Source organism: Shewanella pneumatophori, assembly GCF_023283895.1.
GTDB lineage: Bacteria > Pseudomonadota > Gammaproteobacteria > Enterobacterales > Shewanellaceae > Shewanella > Shewanella pneumatophori.
The window spans coordinates 22,727-39,836 of the sequence record NZ_JAKILB010000005.1; the positions used below are offsets into that span (position 1 = coordinate 22,727).

Consider the following 17,110-nt stretch of genomic DNA (forward strand, 5'->3'; position numbering starts at 1 on the left):
TGGTTACTAGCTTTATAGTGCTTGCTGGCTATTAAAGCAGATGTGTCGTGTTGTGTGGGCTAATAGGGTGAATGTAAGTTATGAAAATGCATTGTTAATACATGGTTGCGCCTTGTATCGAGATCGCGCTTTATTCCGCATGCTTGCTTGTTTATTAGGTTTTACTCTGCTAATAGTATGCCCCTCTTTGCTGGGTAAAAGCCCAGTTTTAGAGACGGTAAACCAGTTTTCAAGCAATTTTAGCGTTAGTATCTTCCGCTGCTGTTCAAAAACTCGCCAAGAATCGGCCGTATTTACCACGGAACCATGTAAAGTAATAATTACACATTTTTGTTGTCATCCTAATGTGGTGCCGCTGAGGCGTGATGGCATTAAATAGTTAACTAAATAAAATCTAGATGGGGAATAAAGTGCAAAACAATCAGTTGAGTATCGCAGATACGTTAGGGTTAGGGTTTATGACCTTCGCGTTCTTTTTGGGCGCAGGTAACCTAATTTTCCCGCCTTTGGCTGGCTTTTTAGCTGGTGAAAACATCACTCTTGCCATGTTTGGCTTTTTAATTACAGCTGTCGGTTTACCACTGATCACTCTTATTGCTGTCGCTAAAGCGAACGGCAAAATTATGCAACTGCTGCCTCCCATCGCTGCAACTGCATTAGCAGTGTCGATCTTCATTATTATAGGGCCTGCATTTGCGGCACCAAGAACTGGCCTAGTTGCTTATGAAGTCGGTTTTAAACCTTTTCTAGAAGACACTACAGCCACATTTATGATTGCTGGCTTAACGTTTAATATCACTCAACTATTTTATACGTTAGGATTTTTCGGCCTTTCAATGGTGCTTGCTCTATTCCCTGGCAAGCTTCTAGATAGCGTTGGTAAAGTACTAACACCAATCCTAATTTTGTTATTAGTTGGTCTAGCAATCTCTGTGATTGTGATCCCAGGTAGTGACATTGGCGCTGCAGTTGGCGACTACCAAACTAACCCGCTAACAAAAGGTATCTTGGAAGGTTACAACACCATGGACACCTTAGCTTCGTTAATTTTCGGTATTCTAATTATCGATATTCTACGTAAGAAAGGTATTAGCGAACCTGCTGCGCAAACTAAGTATCTGATCAAGGCTGCTTTAATCGCTGCTGCGGGTCTAGCGTTTGTTTATATCTCACTATTTTTCCTAGGTGCTACAGCAGGCGATTTAGCTGCAGGCGCTGAAAATGGTGGCGTAATTTTAACTAATTACGTAATTGCTAAGTTTGGCGCGAGTGGCATGATCTTGTTGTCATCAGTGGTAACGCTTGCTTGTTTAACCACATCTGTTGGTCTAATCAGTGCTTGTGGTGAATACTTTAACGAGCTTGCTCCAAAGATTTCATACCGTCGTTTTGTAGTATTAGTAAGCGTTGTTTGTGCAACCGTTGCTAACGTAGGTTTGGCGCAGCTAATCGACATTAGTGTTCCTGTACTTATGACTGTTTACCCTGTTGCGATTGCATTGGTTGCGGTAACTTTCTTAACTGAACGTTTTGCACACCCGAAAATGGCACACCGTTTAGTCGTAAGCGTGGCTCTGTTCTTTGGTATTGTTGATGGCTTTAAAGCCGCTAAAGTTGATGTAAGCTTCTTTAACTTTATGCCACTGCATAACGAAGGCATGGCGTGGTTACTACCAACGGCTATCGTGATTATTGCTTGTCTAATGGCAAAAAAGCCAAGTCAGCCAGTAGCTGCTAGTTAAGTCACTTAGCGCTAGCGGTACGCTGTTAAGATAGCGAACCACAACGCAATGGCATAATATTGAGGCGATGATTCATTGAATCATCGCCTTTTTGTTTAAAGCAGGTTTAGAAGAAGGGGCTAGGAAAAGCAGGTTCTAGGTCCTTCTTTATATAGTAAATAGGAATGAGAAGTGTCAGATAAGTACACGCCCGATAGCATCATTGATATTTTCTTAGATGATCTTTGGTCAACTAAGGGCTTAAGTGACAACACCTTAAGTGCCTATCGCACTGACTTACGCCATTTAGACCGGTATGTGCAGCATAAAGGTGGTGAACTGCGCACTTGTGATCAATTAGAGATCAGAGACTATCTCGCCGAGCGTTTTGACAAAGGCAGTGCTAAAACTAGCAGCGCAAGGATGATGAGTAGCCTTAGGCGTTTTTATGGCTACTTGGTAGTCAAAAAACAGATTGAAACCGACCCTATGGCGTTAATCGAGTCACCCAAGCTTGCCCGTAAACTGCCTGACTCACTTAGCGAAGACGATATTGACCGATTACTGGCAGAGCCAGTTGATGACGACCCGCTAGAGTGCCGCGATAAAGCCATGCTTGAGCTACTTTATGCCACAGGGCTGCGGGTTTCTGAGCTTGTAGGCCTAACTATGGAGCAAGTGAGTTTGCGCCAAGGTTTGGTGCGTATTACTGGTAAAGGCGGTAAAGAAAGGTTAGTGCCACTGGGTGAGTTAGCGGTCACTGAGCTTGAAACATATCTAAAGTTTGCTCGCGCTGAGCTATTAAAAGGTAAGCAAAGTGATGTGCTGTTCCCCTCTAAACGAGCGCAGCAAATGACGCGGCAGACCTTCTGGCATCGTATTAAGCTTTATGCATTACGAGCTGGGATCAGCAAAGAGTTGTCGCCACATACATTACGCCATGCATTTGCCACACATTTATTAAATCATGGCGCTGATCTGCGGGTGGTGCAGTTGTTATTGGGGCATAGCGATCTTTCGACCACGCAAATTTATACCCATGTTGCGACAGCAAGGCTTTCAAGCTTGCATAGCGAGCATCACCCTCGCGGTTAGTTATATTGATTGGTATTAGTTGTCTCGTTTTATACTGATTGGTTTTAGCCACAGGCGTTAGCTGGTGGCTTTTTTCTGCGGTTAAATGGAATTGATTACCCGCTTTAACTTTGTTGAATAGCCAACCGAGCAAAGGGCGTTTAGGCTCTGTTCTAGATAAATATTTGATGGGTTTCACGTCTGAATGATTTAGTTACAGCAAATAATTTGCTTTAACTGCATGGAGTCTGTAACTTTTCAGCTCCAAACTAGGTCTATATACCCATAAGTCTGACCCTTACAAAAGAGTAGGAATACAAATGAAGTTCACTCGAACATTTTCTTTGCTAATGGCAATGTTAATTGCCCCAGCAGCTAGCGCAGCATCAAACAGTAGCGACGACACCGCAGCACTAAAGCAAAAGCTAAGTGATACGTTGAGCGTAGAAGTGATCTCCATTAAGCCATCGCCTGTATCTGAGTTATATGAAGCCTTTACCGATCGTGGTGTGCTTTATATTACTAAAGATGGTTCAAAGCTATTCCACGGCAATCTTTATGATCTAAACAAAGGAATGAAGAACCTAACTGAAGCTGCAATGGCAGGCCCTCGTGTTGACATGATGAAGCCGCTTGAAGAAAACATGTTGGTTTACAAAGCGAAAAACGAAAAGCATGTAGTGACTATTTTCACTGATGTAAGCTGTGGTTACTGCCGTAAACTGCACAATGAAATGGACGGTTATAACGATCTAGGCATTACTGTACGTTATCTAGCGTTCCCGCGCGCGGGTGTGCCGTCTGCAAATGCTGATGAAATGGAATCAGTATGGTGCGCTAAAGACCCATTAAAAGCCATGGGCGATGCTAAAAATGGCAGAGCGGTTCAGAAAGCCTCGTGTGACGCTAAAATTAAACAGCAATATGAGCTAGGGCAAACGTTTGGTATTAACGGTACACCAGCTATTATTCTTGAAGACGGTACGCTAATTCCTGGTTACCAGCCACCAGAAGCGCTACTACGTACAATTCAATCACAGCTTTAATATTAGCCAGTGGTAAAAAAGGTGAGCAAGGCTCACCTTTTTTGTGCCCCTTTTTCGGCAGTCTTGTTATGCTAATACTGTTTTTAATTTTGAGGGTTTAATCTCACGTGATCCATCAGATTGTTCGCCGCCCAAGAGTCGATGATAGCCACCTTCCCGATACCTTTTCGCCGATCTTAAAGCAGATCTACGCCAGCCGTGGTGTAAGTCCTGATGATTGCGAGTTGAGCTTAGCTAAGTTGCTACGTCCAGATACCATGGCGGGGCTAGATAAGGCTGCCAAAATTATTGCCGATGGCATTGAAGCGCAAAAAGCCATTCTTATCATGGGGGACTTTGACGCCGATGGTGCTACATCAACCAGCGTGTGTGTATTGGCACTGCGGATGATGGGCGCACAAAAGGTGGATTACTTAATTCCCAACCGTTTTGATTATGGATATGGGTTAAGTCCTGAAATTGTAGCTGTGGCGGCGAGCAAGCATGCAGAGCTACTGATCACAGTTGATAACGGCATTTCATCTATTGAAGGGGTTGCAGCGGCCAAAGCGCTGGGCATGACGGTTGTGATCACTGACCATCACTTACCGGGCCATACATTGCCGGATGCTGACGCGATTGTGAATCCGAACCAAGATGGCTGCGGCTTCGCCAGTAAGTCGATTGCCGGTGTTGGCGTAGCGTTTTACTTGATGTCAGCGCTTCGAGCTGAGCTAAGATCGCGCAACTGGTATCAATTACAAAATATCAACGAGCCTAATCTTGGTCAGCTTTTAGATATTGTTGCCCTAGGCACTGTGGCCGATGTGGTATCGCTTGATACCAATAACCGTATTTTAGTTGAGGCTGGTTTGCAGCGAGTCAAAGCAGGTCGCTGCCGCGTGGGTATAACCGCGCTGCTAGAAGTGGCCAAACGCACACCGTCACGGATTGTAGCCTCAGACTTTGGTTTTGCTGTGGGGCCAAGACTTAACGCCGCAGGTCGCCTTGACGAAATGGCACTGGGGGTAGAAACCCTGCTGTGTGACGACATCATGCTAGCAAGACGCATGGCATCAGAACTTGATGGCTTAAACGCTGAGCGACGTGATCTTGAAGCGGATATGCAGCAAGAAGCGCTAAAAAGTCTTGAGAGTATCGAGCTTAATGAAGCCGAATTGCCTTGGGGCATTGCCATTTATCAAGCTGATTGGCATCAAGGGGTGATTGGTATTTTAGCCTCACGGATTAAAGACAAATATCACCGCCCAGTGATCGCTTTTGCTGAAGCGGGTGAGGGCGAAATTAAAGGCTCAGCGCGCTCTATTAAAGGTTTGCATATGCGTGATCTGTTAGAGCTGATTAACAGCCGCCATCCGGGATTGATTTTAAAGTTTGGTGGTCATGCAATGGCGGCGGGCTTATCGATTCAAGCTGGCCAGTTTGCTGTGTTTGCCGAGGCTTACGATAAAGCGGTACGCGAAGTGTTAGCGCCAGAGCTATTAACCGGCGAGCTAGTGTCTGATGGTGAGCTAGTACCTGAGCAGTTCAAACTTGAACTTGCTAGCGAGCTAAGAAACGCAGGCCCTTGGGGGCAGTCATTCCCCGAGCCCTTGTTTGATGGTTACTTCAGAGTTATCCAGCAACGCATTGTCGGCGAGAAGCACCTAAAGCTGATTTTAGAAACAGAGTGCGGCCGGGTAATGCTCGATGCTATCGCCTTTAATGTGGACTTGAAGACCTGGCCCGATGCCACGATTCAATATGCGCAGGTTGTGTATAAACTCGATGTAAACGAGTTTAGAGGTAATCAAAGTCTACAATTGATGGTTGAACAGATAGAGCCAAAGTAGGTTATAAATTGGTATAACAAGGATGCATTGATTGCATCCTTTTTTATGGCTTTGTCCTGTCCCAAATAACATTGATAATTGGTATTAGGCAGGTTTTAGCGGCAACACTGTGCTGAACTTTAATGACTCCATGGCAAAGGTTGAAGTGACATTGGTGAGGCCTGCCACTTGATTAACCAAGCGCTTATAAAAATGGTCAAAAGCTGCCATGTCTTCCACTTGTACCCGCATCATATAATCATATTCCCCAGCCATGCGGTAAAACTCCATGACTTCAGGCATGGCGTATACGGCCTCAATAAAGGTTTCATACCACGCGTGAGAATGGTCGCAAGTCTTAACCTGTACGAATGCGGTGAAATCAACGCCAATTTTGCTGGGGTCGAGTAGGGCGACTCGCTTGTTGATCACGCCTTCTTCTTCTAAGCGCTTTAAGCGTTTCCAACATGGCGTAGTGGTTAAATTAACGGCTTTGGCTAACTCGTTAAGCGATAAGGTGACATCGTGCTGCAGCATGGTGAGCAGCTGTCGGTCGACTTTATCTAGTTTTACTTTTTCAACCACAAGTTCCATTCCTTTTTGAGATTATCTGTTATTGCTTATTTTAGCGCCTATATAACTTACTCTATCACTTTAGTAGAAAATATTTCTCTTTACTGCTTAGTTTGTAGAAAAAATGGAAAAATAATTCTTCGGCTAATCCATTACAATGAATTAAAGATTGCAATGACGTTATTTAAAGTAGTGTCGATTACTAGAAGTGAGTAAAACGATGAAACAACACTTATGGCCTTTATTTCTTGAAGCAGTAAAACGCGATGTCGTTCCAGCCCTAGGCTGTACAGAACCAATTTCAGTGGCATTGGCTGCTGCAATTGCTATTGATGAGCTAGGGATAAAAGAGCAAGCCAGCATGGTTTCATCAGACATCAAGATTGACGTCAGTGTCTCTGCAAACTTAATGAAAAACGGCATGGGTGTTGGGATCCCAGGCACTGGTATGGTTGGTCTGCCAATTGCTGCCGCCATCGGCGCGGTTGCAGGTGATCGTGATGCGGGTCTTGAGGTGCTAAAAGGCCTGACCGCTAGCGATGTTCAAATCGCCAAATTGATGCTGGATAACAACCAAGTGACCGTTGGTGTTGCCGATGTCGCTAATGTCTTGTACGCCAAGGTCATTGTTTACTATCAACAACAAACGGCTAGCGTAACCATTGCCGATAGCCACACCAAGGTTGTGGCAATTGAAAAAAATGGTCAGCAATGTTTAGCTGAGCCAAAGCAAGAGGTCGTTCAAGACAGCGCTAAAGCCGATCCCTTTATCGAAGCTAAACTGCAAGATATTTATGACTTTTCGATACATGCTCCGTTAGCCGACATCCGCTTTATTCTGCAGTCAAAAACGCTCAACGACGCCTTATCGAATGAAGGGCTAACCGGTGATTACGGCCTAAAAATTGGCGCGACTTTCATTAAGAACCAAGAAAGAGGCTTATTGTCTGGCGGCTTATTAACTGAAGTGTTAACTCGTACAGCCGGTGCATCTGACGCGCGTATGGACGGCGCTATGATGCCAGCTATGAGTAACTCTGGTTCAGGTAACCAAGGTATTGCAGCTACTATGCCGGTTGTTGTCAGCGCAGATTTTCTAAAGTCGAGCGAAGAGCAAACTATCCGCGCATTAATGTTGTCGCATTTAACTGCTATCTACATTAAAAGCTATCAAAATAAGCTTTCAGCGCTATGCGGCGCAACGACTGCAGCCATGGGCTCAGCTGCAGGGATCACCTATTTGCTTGACGGTGAAATCGAGCAAGTCAGTGCTGCTATTTGTAGCATGATTGGCGATGTTAGTGGGGTTATTTGTGATGGTGCTAAAACTGCTTGTGCCATGAAGGTATCTTCATCTGCAGGCGCTGCAGTAAAAGCGGCTTTAATGGCAATTGATGGCATCCGCGTCACAGGCACAGAGGGTATTGTTGCTGACGATGTTGACCAAACCATTCGTAATTTAGCAAGCTTAGCTAATGGCTCGATGACACAAACCGATGTGCAGATTTTAGAAATCATGATGCACAAGTAAGTATCTGTGTTGGATAACGCCTTTTTATAAAGCGTTTTGCATGTAGCAGATTATCAATTTAAGCCAAATTGGTGTTGATTATGAGCTTATCTCAATCAGGAGTTAAGTCTTAACAAACATCGATTTGGCTTTTTAGTTTCTATAGTTATAAAGCCGTAGATAAAGCTAACCATTATTAAGGCTATTGCTAGCAAAGTTTTCTCTTTTGTCTCAGTTTGTTTATCTTCCTATCTTGTGTACTTGCTATAGCAAACTCATCCAAAGCAGGTTCATCCATGTGTTTTAGCTCTAAAACCTGTTTTATCTAACAGCGATTACCTAGCATCTGACAGTGAGCACTTAGCATCGGGCATCTCCATCTGTTCCCGCAGCTAATAAGCGGGCTTGAAGTAGCTTTAGGTAGCCTAGCTAAGAAATGCACTATAAGCTTGATTTTTATGCTTATTTGTCATTGCTAATGAACGGGTGATATTGCTCACACATAGATTTGGTTTAGCAGTGGTTATCACTTTAATTCGCAAAATGTGCGCGAGACCTCTCTAAGTTAAAATCTAAAATATTGAAATTAGTCACGTTTTTGCGTTTTTATAAGCTGAAGATTAATGACTAATAAGGTGAAGGGCATCAAACTATTGGCCGGTTAAAAGTGATTAACTCTTGATCTGGATCATTACGGATAAATCATCTGAAAAAATCACTGAATTGAGAGCATGTTTTGCTAAATCTACCTTGTTTGATGGCATTTTAAATAAAAAAATTCTCTCCATCCTTGGGTATGCTCAGGCCAAGCTAACGCTATAAAACCATGTGTTCTCATAAGCATAATTATAATTTTTATCATATCAGTGGCTCTAGCCAAATTTAATGGAATTGATATATGAGTGAAGTAGTTCAAGGCGCACCAAGTGGTGACTTGCAAGCGAAACCCCTACACGAACGCGCCAATATGACCAAAGCCGAATGGCAACAAGCGACTAAATTCGACAGTGTCGATATCGGTTGGATTGTGATGAGTATTGGTATGGCGATTGGTGCCGGTATTGTATTTTTGCCTGTGCAAGTTGGTGTGATGGGACTGTGGGTATTTTTACTGTCATCCATCATCGGTTACCCAGCCATGTATCTGTTCCAAAAGTTATTCATCAATACCTTAGCTGAATCAAAAAAGTGTACTGACTACCCAGGCGTAATTGAAAACTACCTAGGTAAAAACTGGGGCATCGCACTCGGTGTACTTTACTTCTTGATGTTAGTTATTTGGGTGCTGGTTTATTCGTTAGCCGTGACCAACGATAGCGCCTCTTACCTGCATTCATTTGGCGTGACTGAGGGCAAACTAAGTGACAATGTATTCTATGGTCTAGGTCTAATTTGCTTATTGGCCTTTATCGGCTCAAAAGGCGAAAAGTTACTGTTTAAACTATCAGGTTTTATGGCGGTAACAGTACTGACATTAGTTGCGGTAATGGGCGTATTGCTGATGGCGCGTTGGGATATGGCTAATATTCCAAGCATGGGTGAATTTGGCCCAATGCTGAAAAATGCCATTATTACCCTGCCATTTACCTTAACTTCAATTCTGTTTATCCAGTCGTTAAGCCCTATGGTGATCTCCTATCGTTCACATGAAAAGTCGATTGAAGTGGCGCGCTTCAAGGCTGAGCGAGCAATGAAAATTGCCTTTGCTATTCTTTTTGTGGTGGTGTTTTTCTTCGCGGTATCATTCACCTTTGCTATCAGCCAAGAGCAAGCGACTGATGCGATGAATCAGAACATCTCTGCGTTGGCGATTATTGCGCAGTACTTCCCGGGGAGTTGGGCGACAGTCACCGGTATCGTGATCAACATCTTTGCGGTAGTCACTTCTTTCTTCGGTGTGTTCTTAGCCTTCCAAGAAGCCTGTCGTGGCATTGCAATGAACATCTTGCTGCGTAGCCGTAAAGAGTCTGATATCAATAAAGAATTAGTGAACAAACTCATCACTGTATTTATTATTTTACTGGCTTGGTCGGCGATTGCGTTGAATGCGCCAATCCTGTCGTTCACTTCTGTTTGTAGCCCAATTTTTGGTTTGGTGGGCTGTTTGATCCCAGCTTACTTGGTATACAAAGTACCGCACTTGAACAAGTACAAAGGTTGGGCGACTAACCTGATTATTGTGACGGGTGTTTTGTTGTGTATTTCACCGTTGTTAGCCTTTATGTAATTGATTTGGTTAATCACGGATTAGTGATTTAATTTAATTTTTGAAGCTTAAGTTAGACTGCGTCTAACAACTAACGTCGTGGGATTCCATCCCACACCCTGGCAAGAGGGGGACAACAGCTTCCCCTTCTTGACCATTTCTTTTATAAAGAGTCCCAGCCGCCCCGACTAAGTTGTCTCCCTCGTACTTATTCGAAATAACCTAACGCTTCCGATGGGATGTCTGATGTGAATGGATTCACAAATGCCGTGATGGCATGGATGCCAAGGAACGGCCTGTCCCGCGAAAGCTATGCCCACATCCGTGTGGGCATCACGGCTATTTCTTCAACGTACTTCGGCAACTTCGATGGGGAATCGGTGTTTTCTGTAGGTTTAGTTCTTAGCCTTCTATTTTGACTGTATTTAAAGGAGGTGGGATGGTTTTTTTAGCGAGTATTAGCGTTTCTATGATCCCATCTTATACCTTATTAAAACAATGTATTATATTGTTCTCGTTATTTGATAAGCAGTTATAAATCAAGGAGTGAATTTGCGGAAGTTTAGAGTTTCAATGATTATTGTCGCAGTAGCATATTTTCTTATGCTCTTAGTCTATTTTTGCGTGATGTACTTGAAAGGAAATATTGGCTTTAGCGAAGACAGCCAACAGTGGGCGAACTTGGGGTCATACATAGGTGGCTTTTTCACTCCAATTGCTGCAATTTTGTCAGGCTACTTCGTTTATATAAGTTTCTCTGCAAATGCACATCAGCAGAAGTTGATGCTCATAAGAGAAACTCTTACAAGGCTCGATGGACAATTGGAATCTAGACTAAACGCCCCATTTTACAATAAACAGTTAGGGGAAGCGTATTTTGGACGACCTCTCAGAGAAGTAATAATTTCTATATCAAACGAAGAGGTAGAAGCAACAAATGATGTAAAGCAAGCTATTCTAGCTTTATTGCATACCATCGCAATACTTACTAACTCCGTTAGATATTATATAAATTTAGTATCTGAAGTACCCTCCGATAGAGATGACACAGCTTGGATGGCTGACCTTGAGCAAGGTTACTGGATTCAAAAATACTCACCAATTAGCCACAGAATGAAATCTATTGTTGGTGACACTGCTTTTGAGGGCAAAGCAAGTAAAGAAGAGGTAAGAAGCTTTAACTATGTGTTTGGTGGGAAGTGTTATTTATAAAAAAGTTTATATGTTTGCTTCGCGAATGCTGATTTAAGCGCTACCCCTCAAGGAGTTATTGTTGAATATTAAGAACATATCGAAATTTAGGTTGGCTGGTGAGAAGTGTCCGGAGGATTTAGCTTTTCTGGTTAAGCACTTCCTGCCACTGTTATCAGAGGTGGAAGTTGAGTTTAACGACCAAGCTGATTGGCAGCCTTGGGCTGATAAAAGCTATCTATCAGAGAAAGATTTGGCTGACCCTGATATTGCTGCTAATGTGCAAGCGATTGATGACACATTTGCATTGATTTCATTTGTGGCTGAATTTCCTAATGGCGAATACCTTGGTTATTGGCGCGGCCCTGAAAACACTGCAATTAAAGACAGTCCATTGGTGCTGTATAGCAGTGATGGTCGCTTCTCACTTTGTGGGACGACTCTGTTTGAGGCGTTACATCTTTATACCTACGACGATGAAGTGCTAGCGAGAATAAAAAGAGCTGCTATTGCTAATGGCTTTAAACTAGATTTTGACTGTGTTGATGATATTGAAGAGCTGGCTGTTTCGCCTGATGCCTATCACGAAACACGCTACTACCAACTTAAAGGTAAATAATAATGAAAGTGATTGATAAGCTTGCTTGGGTGTTGATTCGAGATGGCAAGTTGTTGGCGGTGCGCTCTAAAGGTAAAGAGTTGTTTTATCTGCCGGGTGGTAAGCGTGAGGCGGGTGAGAGTGATGAACAGGCTCTGATGCGTGAGATTAAAGAGGAGCTGTCTGTCGATCTTAAGCTAAGTAGCATTAAGTATATGAATACTTTTACTGCGCAGGCGGATGGTAAGGCTGAGGGCGTGTCGGTTAAATTGACCTGCTACTTTGCTGATTTCAGCGGTGAGTTACAGCCTGATGCTGAAATTGAGCAGCTTGAATTTGTTGATATGAATGATGAAGCGGTATGCTCGTTGGCGGCGTTAGTGGCTATGGACTGGCTTGAGTCGCAACAGCTTCTAAATAGTAAGACTGCTTAACGGCAAGGTGAGTCAACAGCAAGCTGAGTTAGCTGCAAGAGTTAACTCAAGTGCTTGGCAAAATGCGTTAATAGAGCAAGCTAATGGCTTTAGCTTGCTCTGATTAAATATATTATCTCTCGCGGCGAATAGGCTAGAACAGCTTACGCCACACTTCGTATTCTTTAATACCTTCCACTTCGCCTTCATGGTGCCAGTAAGTGACGGTTTTACCTTGCTCCTGACGAGTTTCTAGCCAGCCTTTAAAGTGGTAGTTTTTGCCATGATGTTTAGCGCGAGTGCCGGTTTTTACCGCTTCTGTGTAGTTGTCGCCATCTACTAAAAAGTCACCTGCAAGATATCCTAAAAACACGCCATCCTCGGTGTTGGTTAGCGAGAAGATATTGCCTTTAATTGATTTTACCGCGACTAAGCTGCTGTTGTCGGCTTTAAGAATGGTGCCGTCTGGTTTTTTGTATTCTCCCTCAACAAAATACCAGTTGCCTTCAAATGTATGCGCGCTTACCTGGGCGGATATTAAAGTTGCTAGCGCTATGATGACACCGCCTAGAATCTGTTTCACTGTGTACTCCTTTTAGTGATTTTTTAATACTGATTGGTATTAATTAAAACCTTCCATGTACCTGCTTTAGAAGCAGCCTTTTATAAAAAAGGATAAGTAACTTAGCATCAACATAAATGTCGGGCAATGAGGCTATTTATAACTTTTATAAATATAAAAAAGCCCCAGTCGTTGACTGAGGCTTGTTACTCATAGTGTTTGTGCTTATGGCGGGGATTAGTTCAGCTTATCCCAAGCCATTTGCCAGTGTGAACCGGTTGCTGGCTGGTACTGAGTTGCTGTAGCTGTCCACTGCATGCAGTAGCCTGAGTATGGGAAAGGTTTACATTGGTAAACGCTGCCGTCACTCGCTAGTACTTTAGTGCCTGCTGTGTAGCTTGCTAGCCCTTGTGGGAACACAAAGTCATAATCACCAGCTGGTGGCGTTACAGCTTCATCTTCTAGATGAAAATCTAAAGTTTGCTGATCAACTAACTTGCCGTCTTCATCTTTAATACGAGTCACTAGCATATGGTGACCAGCTTCTGATTTGCTTAGCACTAACGATACCGCTTCATTTTGGCCGTCATACATCTTGCCAGTCCAGCTGGCTAATGGCTCACGGTGATGGTTGTAAACCGTCAGCTCTGTGCTGACATCACCTTGTGCTGTTAGGGTTAAATCAAGTACTATTGGCTCGCTGGTGATGGTGTATGTCTGTTCTAGACCATCAACGGTTAGCGAGTATTCTGGCTCAGGCGTTTCAATGTTGTAACCCACTTCTACGCGTTCAAGGCCGCTGCCAGCTTTGATGTAAACCGGGTTCGCGCCGTAAACAGGTGTAAATTTACCCTCGGTAAATTGGCCTGCTTGTAGTTTTGTTTGCTCTTGGTTCAGTTTACTGGCTAGCGCATGAGTCCAGTTTTTCGCTTGACCCATATTTGCATCGTTAATGGTCAATTCTGTGCGGTAGGCTAAGTTCTCACCTGCTTGGTCAAATACGCGGGTGTAAACTGAGTCGCCAACATTCAAATCAAGTGTCGGGTTGATTTGTCCGCCTTGAGACCAGTCAGGCACTACAGGGCCTTCACCATCAAACTTTACGTCAATCACGTTATAGAATGACGCTGCTGTATCACCCACATCCCAAACCGCTAAGATCACTTGGTAGCCTTCACGCTCAGGCACAACACAGTTGTGGCTGACTTGTTTAGGCGGCTGCACCATATTGCCTTCAATTACACAAAAAGGTGTTAAATCGAATGAGTCACGTGACAAAGACTGATTCGGGTTCCAGTCAGGCTTGGTGATGTAGTATTTCCAGTCGTGGGTAACGTGGTTTGCAGTGAACGTCCATTCAAAGGTCTGGGTACCAGACTGAATTGGATTTTGTACCCAACGATCTGCAGTTTGCTCGTCTAATGCGGTTGCGAGCGCTGATTGAGCGCTGGCAATTTTACCATCTAGCGGCCCAGCTTCTGGGAATCCGTCTGGGCCTTCTACGCTTTGTGGCTCATATTGAATCGCACCACAATTGCTATTTTTTTGATTGGTATCTGTGGTTGGAAATTTACACAGTGCGACACGGCTTGCTGCCACACCGTCGCTGTAAGTCGATACATAGCCATGTGCCAAAACACCTGAGCTAAGACTGGTTAATGCGAGTGCGATTAACGATTTTTTTGGGAATGATTTCATCACATGTCCTATATATGGTTGACAAATTAATGCCACACCTCGGCGCATGCTGAGCACTAAAAAGCAGCCGGACTTTGCCTAGGCGCAATACCTTGGTGACAAGTCCGATTTATTTAGTGGCAACCCCGCTATCATAGGCACAGTTAATCATGGATAAATGACAACTCTCTGCGCCGACAGACCGGAAGCTTTGCGTCCCATTCTTTCAAATGGTTTGCCGAAATGTGATTGAGCTAGCGGAATTTAACCTAAAAAGCTGTCAGGAGGAAGCGTATTTTTGAGCAGTTGGTTATTTACCTGTTTGTTTATTATGCGATTAAACGTTTTTCACTCAATAGAATGCTGATTAAAGTATCTTTGCTAGCCGTTACTTATGTGATTTGCCACTCGAAAAATGCTTTTGCTGGGTTTGAAATTAACGGGAATTAAATCAATAGCAGTGAAAGATATCGATAACGTGAAGTGAGCAATATCACGCTTTTATTGCTAGGCAAATGCGACAATAGCGCCCTCTAATTTTTAATCCACACCTGTAAGATCCCTATGCAATCCAATACTGCGATCACTGCCTCGTCTTCGTTTCAAGGCAATGCGCTTGCTGCGTTCTCATTTTTACTTTGGGGCTTAATGCCGCTGTATTATCAATTTCTGCCTAATGCGGATATTAACGAATTACTGGCGTTTAGAATTTTGTTTTCAGTGCCGTTTATGGCATTAGTCTTTGTGCTGTTGGGCCGCAAAATGCCGTCGCTGGCGATGTTAAAAGCGGATAAAAAGTCGGTACTCTTGTGTGGCTTAGCATCGCTTATCATGTGCGTGTCTTGGTATAGCTTTACTTGGGCTATGACCCACGGCCAAGTTTTGGCGGCCAGTTTAGGTTTTTTCATCAATCCATTATTTGCTATTGCCCTCGGGGTGCTGTTTCTGGGCGATAAATTGTCTAATGCACAAAAGATGGCGGTGGTGCTAGGCACCTGTGGTATTAGTTATATGGTCTATAGCTATGGCGAGTTGCCGTGGTTGGCACTCAGTATGGGCAGTTTCTTTGCACTGTATGGTTTGTGCAAAAAGTTTATCCGCTTTGATTCATTAACCTCAGTAACGGTTGAAGCATTACTGTTAATGCCTGTTGCGGCTCTTTATCTAATATGGCTGTGGGGCTCAGATCAGAGTGTGGTGATCTCATCTGCCATGTCTGGTGAGCTATCGACTTTGCTGCTGTATATCGGCTCTGCACCTGTGACGCTAATGCCTTTAGTGTTCTTCGCGCTAGCTATTAGAGCAACCAGTTTGTCGATGATTGGTTTGATGCAATACGTTGAGCCTAGCCTGCAGTTTCTACTGGCGGTATTAGTGTTTAACGAGCACTTTGACCAAGTCAAAGCGGTAAGCTTTGCGTTAATTTGGACTGGTTTGTTGCTGTGCTCATTAGAAGCACTGCCAAAGTTACGTAAAAAGACTAAAGCGCCAGTTTAAGTGTGCAGTGGCTAGATTTGGTTCGCACCGGATCTAGCGACTTTGTGTTTGAATTTTTATTTAGTTTTTAGATTTAGCTTTCAATTCAGCTTACAATTTACCAGCGTTGACTTAGTTGTGAGCTAAAGCACAACCTGCTTGATAACCCATCCCGAGTGATTGAAACTATCGTAGCTTTAACCTACATTGGAATGCTGCGTTAATTTTACCGCACTAACTGTTATTGCAGTTTTCACATCGACTCCGATAGGTAAAATATGAAAGATTCTCTCTCAGTATCGACTGTTAATGAAGATGGCGTGCCTATGACTTTTCCAAGTACGCTTCCTGCAACTCACCAACAGCTTCTTGAACAGATCATCAAGGTGTTTTCCAAAGATCCTCGTATAGTAGGCATAGGCGCTAGTGGCTCTTATGCATCTGACTCTATGGATAAATATAGTGATTTAGATTTAGTTATCGCAGTGGAACCCGAATATCTAAACCAAGTTATGCTTGAACGCCTTGAACTCGTGGCAAAAATTAGCGGTAAGGTCGCAGCCTTTACTGGCGAGCATGTGGGTGAACCAAGGTTGATTATTGCCTTATACGAGCCGCATGCTCTGCATGTGGACTATAAGTTTGTTGCTTTGCCTGATGCAGCTCAACGCGTTGATGATACTCAAGTTCTATGGCAGCGAGGTGAGCGTTTATCAGCTGTTTTGGCAAGTGCGGCTTTTGCCTATCCGCAACCAGAACCGCAGTGGATTGAAGACAGGTTTTGGACTTGGGTGCATTACGGTACCTGCAAAATTGCCCGCGGAGAGTACTTTGAAGCGACCGAGTTTCTCTCTTTCCTTCGTAGCAATGTGTTGTCGCCTCTAGCGCTGCAAAAGCAGGGCTTAACTCCATCAGGAGTAAGAAAGATTGAGCAGCGTTTACCTGATTTTGCTAAACAGCTGTCACTTACAATTGTGAGTCCAGAAAAATCTTCATTGATCAAGGCGTTGCAGCAATGCATAGATCTATATCTTGAGCTTAGAGAACCATCGCAGGTGGTCGTTAACACTCAAGCTGAAAAGCTGTGTATTGATTACTTTAACGCAGAGTTCGCTAATTAATCTGTTGAGTTATATTGAGCAGTAGCTGTTTTTATAACACAGTTATAAACCTGAACGAGCCAGTAAATTTATTGCTGGCTCTTTTGTTTGTGCGCTGGTTGCGGATATTGATGCTAGTTCACACCACTCTC

Annotated in this window: 14 protein-coding genes and 1 riboswitch; of the genes, 11 read left to right on the forward strand and 3 right to left on the reverse strand. The window is 43.6% G+C overall.

Features of this window, described 5'->3' with window-relative positions:
* Nucleotides 1-398: 398 nt before the first annotated feature.
* From brnQ to recJ, 4 genes are all read left to right on the forward strand, one after another.
* Nucleotides 399-1,742 carry a branched-chain amino acid transport system II carrier protein gene (brnQ, locus tag L2740_RS08895; RefSeq protein ID WP_248949721.1) on the forward strand — a complete coding sequence of 448 codons (1,344 nt, stop codon included), beginning with the start codon at nucleotides 399-401 and terminating at the stop codon, nucleotides 1,740-1,742.
* 171 nt (nucleotides 1,743-1,913) lie between these two features.
* Nucleotides 1,914-2,816, forward strand: a complete 903-nt coding sequence (gene xerD / locus L2740_RS08900; RefSeq protein WP_248949723.1) for a site-specific tyrosine recombinase XerD — start codon at nucleotides 1,914-1,916, stop codon at nucleotides 2,814-2,816.
* Between the two features lie 299 nt (nucleotides 2,817-3,115).
* A complete protein-coding gene (gene dsbC, locus L2740_RS08905; RefSeq protein ID WP_248949724.1) occupies nucleotides 3,116-3,841 on the forward strand; it encodes a bifunctional protein-disulfide isomerase/oxidoreductase DsbC in 726 nt (241 codons plus the stop codon).
* Between the two features lie 107 nt (nucleotides 3,842-3,948).
* On the forward strand, nucleotides 3,949-5,673 hold the full coding sequence (recJ, locus tag L2740_RS08910; RefSeq protein WP_248949725.1) for a single-stranded-DNA-specific exonuclease RecJ: 1,725 nt from the start codon (nucleotides 3,949-3,951) through the stop codon (nucleotides 5,671-5,673).
* Between the two features lie 84 nt (nucleotides 5,674-5,757).
* Here recJ and L2740_RS08915 read toward each other — a convergent pair whose 3' ends face one another.
* Nucleotides 5,758-6,237 carry an Lrp/AsnC family transcriptional regulator gene (locus L2740_RS08915; RefSeq protein WP_220759172.1) on the reverse strand — a complete coding sequence of 160 codons (480 nt, stop codon included), beginning with the start codon at nucleotides 6,235-6,237 and terminating at the stop codon, nucleotides 5,758-5,760.
* A gap of 208 nt (nucleotides 6,238-6,445) precedes the next feature.
* Between L2740_RS08915 and L2740_RS08920 the strand changes: the two genes are divergently transcribed.
* The 5 genes from L2740_RS08920 to L2740_RS08940 all read left to right on the forward strand — a co-directional run bounded on the left by L2740_RS08920 (nucleotide 6,446) and on the right by L2740_RS08940 (nucleotide 12,164).
* Nucleotides 6,446-7,756: an L-cysteine desulfidase family protein gene (locus L2740_RS08920; protein WP_248949727.1), complete on the forward strand. Its 1,311-nt coding sequence runs from the start codon at nucleotides 6,446-6,448 to the stop codon at nucleotides 7,754-7,756.
* A 946-nt stretch (nucleotides 7,757-8,702) separates the two neighbouring features.
* Nucleotides 8,703-9,962: an amino acid permease gene (locus L2740_RS08925; RefSeq protein ID WP_248950135.1), complete on the forward strand. Its 1,260-nt coding sequence runs from the start codon at nucleotides 8,703-8,705 to the stop codon at nucleotides 9,960-9,962.
* Nucleotides 9,963-10,514: 552 nt separating this feature from the next.
* Nucleotides 10,515-11,153 (forward strand): hypothetical protein, encoded by a 639-nt coding sequence (locus tag L2740_RS08930; RefSeq protein ID WP_248949728.1) that lies wholly within the window; start codon nucleotides 10,515-10,517, stop codon nucleotides 11,151-11,153.
* A gap of 61 nt (nucleotides 11,154-11,214) precedes the next feature.
* Entirely contained in the window at nucleotides 11,215-11,751 is a 537-nt protein-coding gene (locus L2740_RS08935; protein WP_248949730.1) for a hypothetical protein, read from the forward strand.
* A gap of 2 nt (nucleotides 11,752-11,753) precedes the next feature.
* Nucleotides 11,754-12,164 carry an NUDIX hydrolase gene (locus L2740_RS08940; protein ID WP_248949732.1) on the forward strand — a complete coding sequence of 137 codons (411 nt, stop codon included), beginning with the start codon at nucleotides 11,754-11,756 and terminating at the stop codon, nucleotides 12,162-12,164.
* A 133-nt stretch (nucleotides 12,165-12,297) separates the two neighbouring features.
* Here the strand turns inward: L2740_RS08940 and L2740_RS08945 are convergent, their stop codons facing one another.
* Nucleotides 12,298-12,726: a hypothetical protein gene (locus L2740_RS08945; protein WP_248949733.1), complete on the reverse strand. Its 429-nt coding sequence runs from the start codon at nucleotides 12,724-12,726 to the stop codon at nucleotides 12,298-12,300.
* A 216-nt stretch (nucleotides 12,727-12,942) separates the two neighbouring features.
* The gene (gene gbpA / locus L2740_RS08950; protein WP_248949735.1) at nucleotides 12,943-14,403 is read right to left on the reverse strand and encodes an N-acetylglucosamine-binding protein GbpA; all 1,461 of its coding nucleotides are present in this window, start codon (nucleotides 14,401-14,403) and stop codon (nucleotides 12,943-12,945) included.
* Between the two features lie 115 nt (nucleotides 14,404-14,518).
* Nucleotides 14,519-14,632: riboswitch (cyclic di-GMP riboswitch) on the reverse strand.
* Nucleotides 14,633-14,946: 314 nt separating this feature from the next.
* Here gbpA and rarD point away from each other — a divergent pair.
* Entirely contained in the window at nucleotides 14,947-15,879 is a 933-nt protein-coding gene (rarD, locus tag L2740_RS08955; protein ID WP_248949737.1) for an EamA family transporter RarD, read from the forward strand.
* 257 nt (nucleotides 15,880-16,136) lie between these two features.
* Nucleotides 16,137-16,979, forward strand: coding sequence for a nucleotidyltransferase domain-containing protein (locus tag L2740_RS08960; protein WP_248949739.1), 843 nt, complete (start codon nucleotides 16,137-16,139; stop codon nucleotides 16,977-16,979).
* Nucleotides 16,980-17,110: the final 131 nt, after the last annotated feature.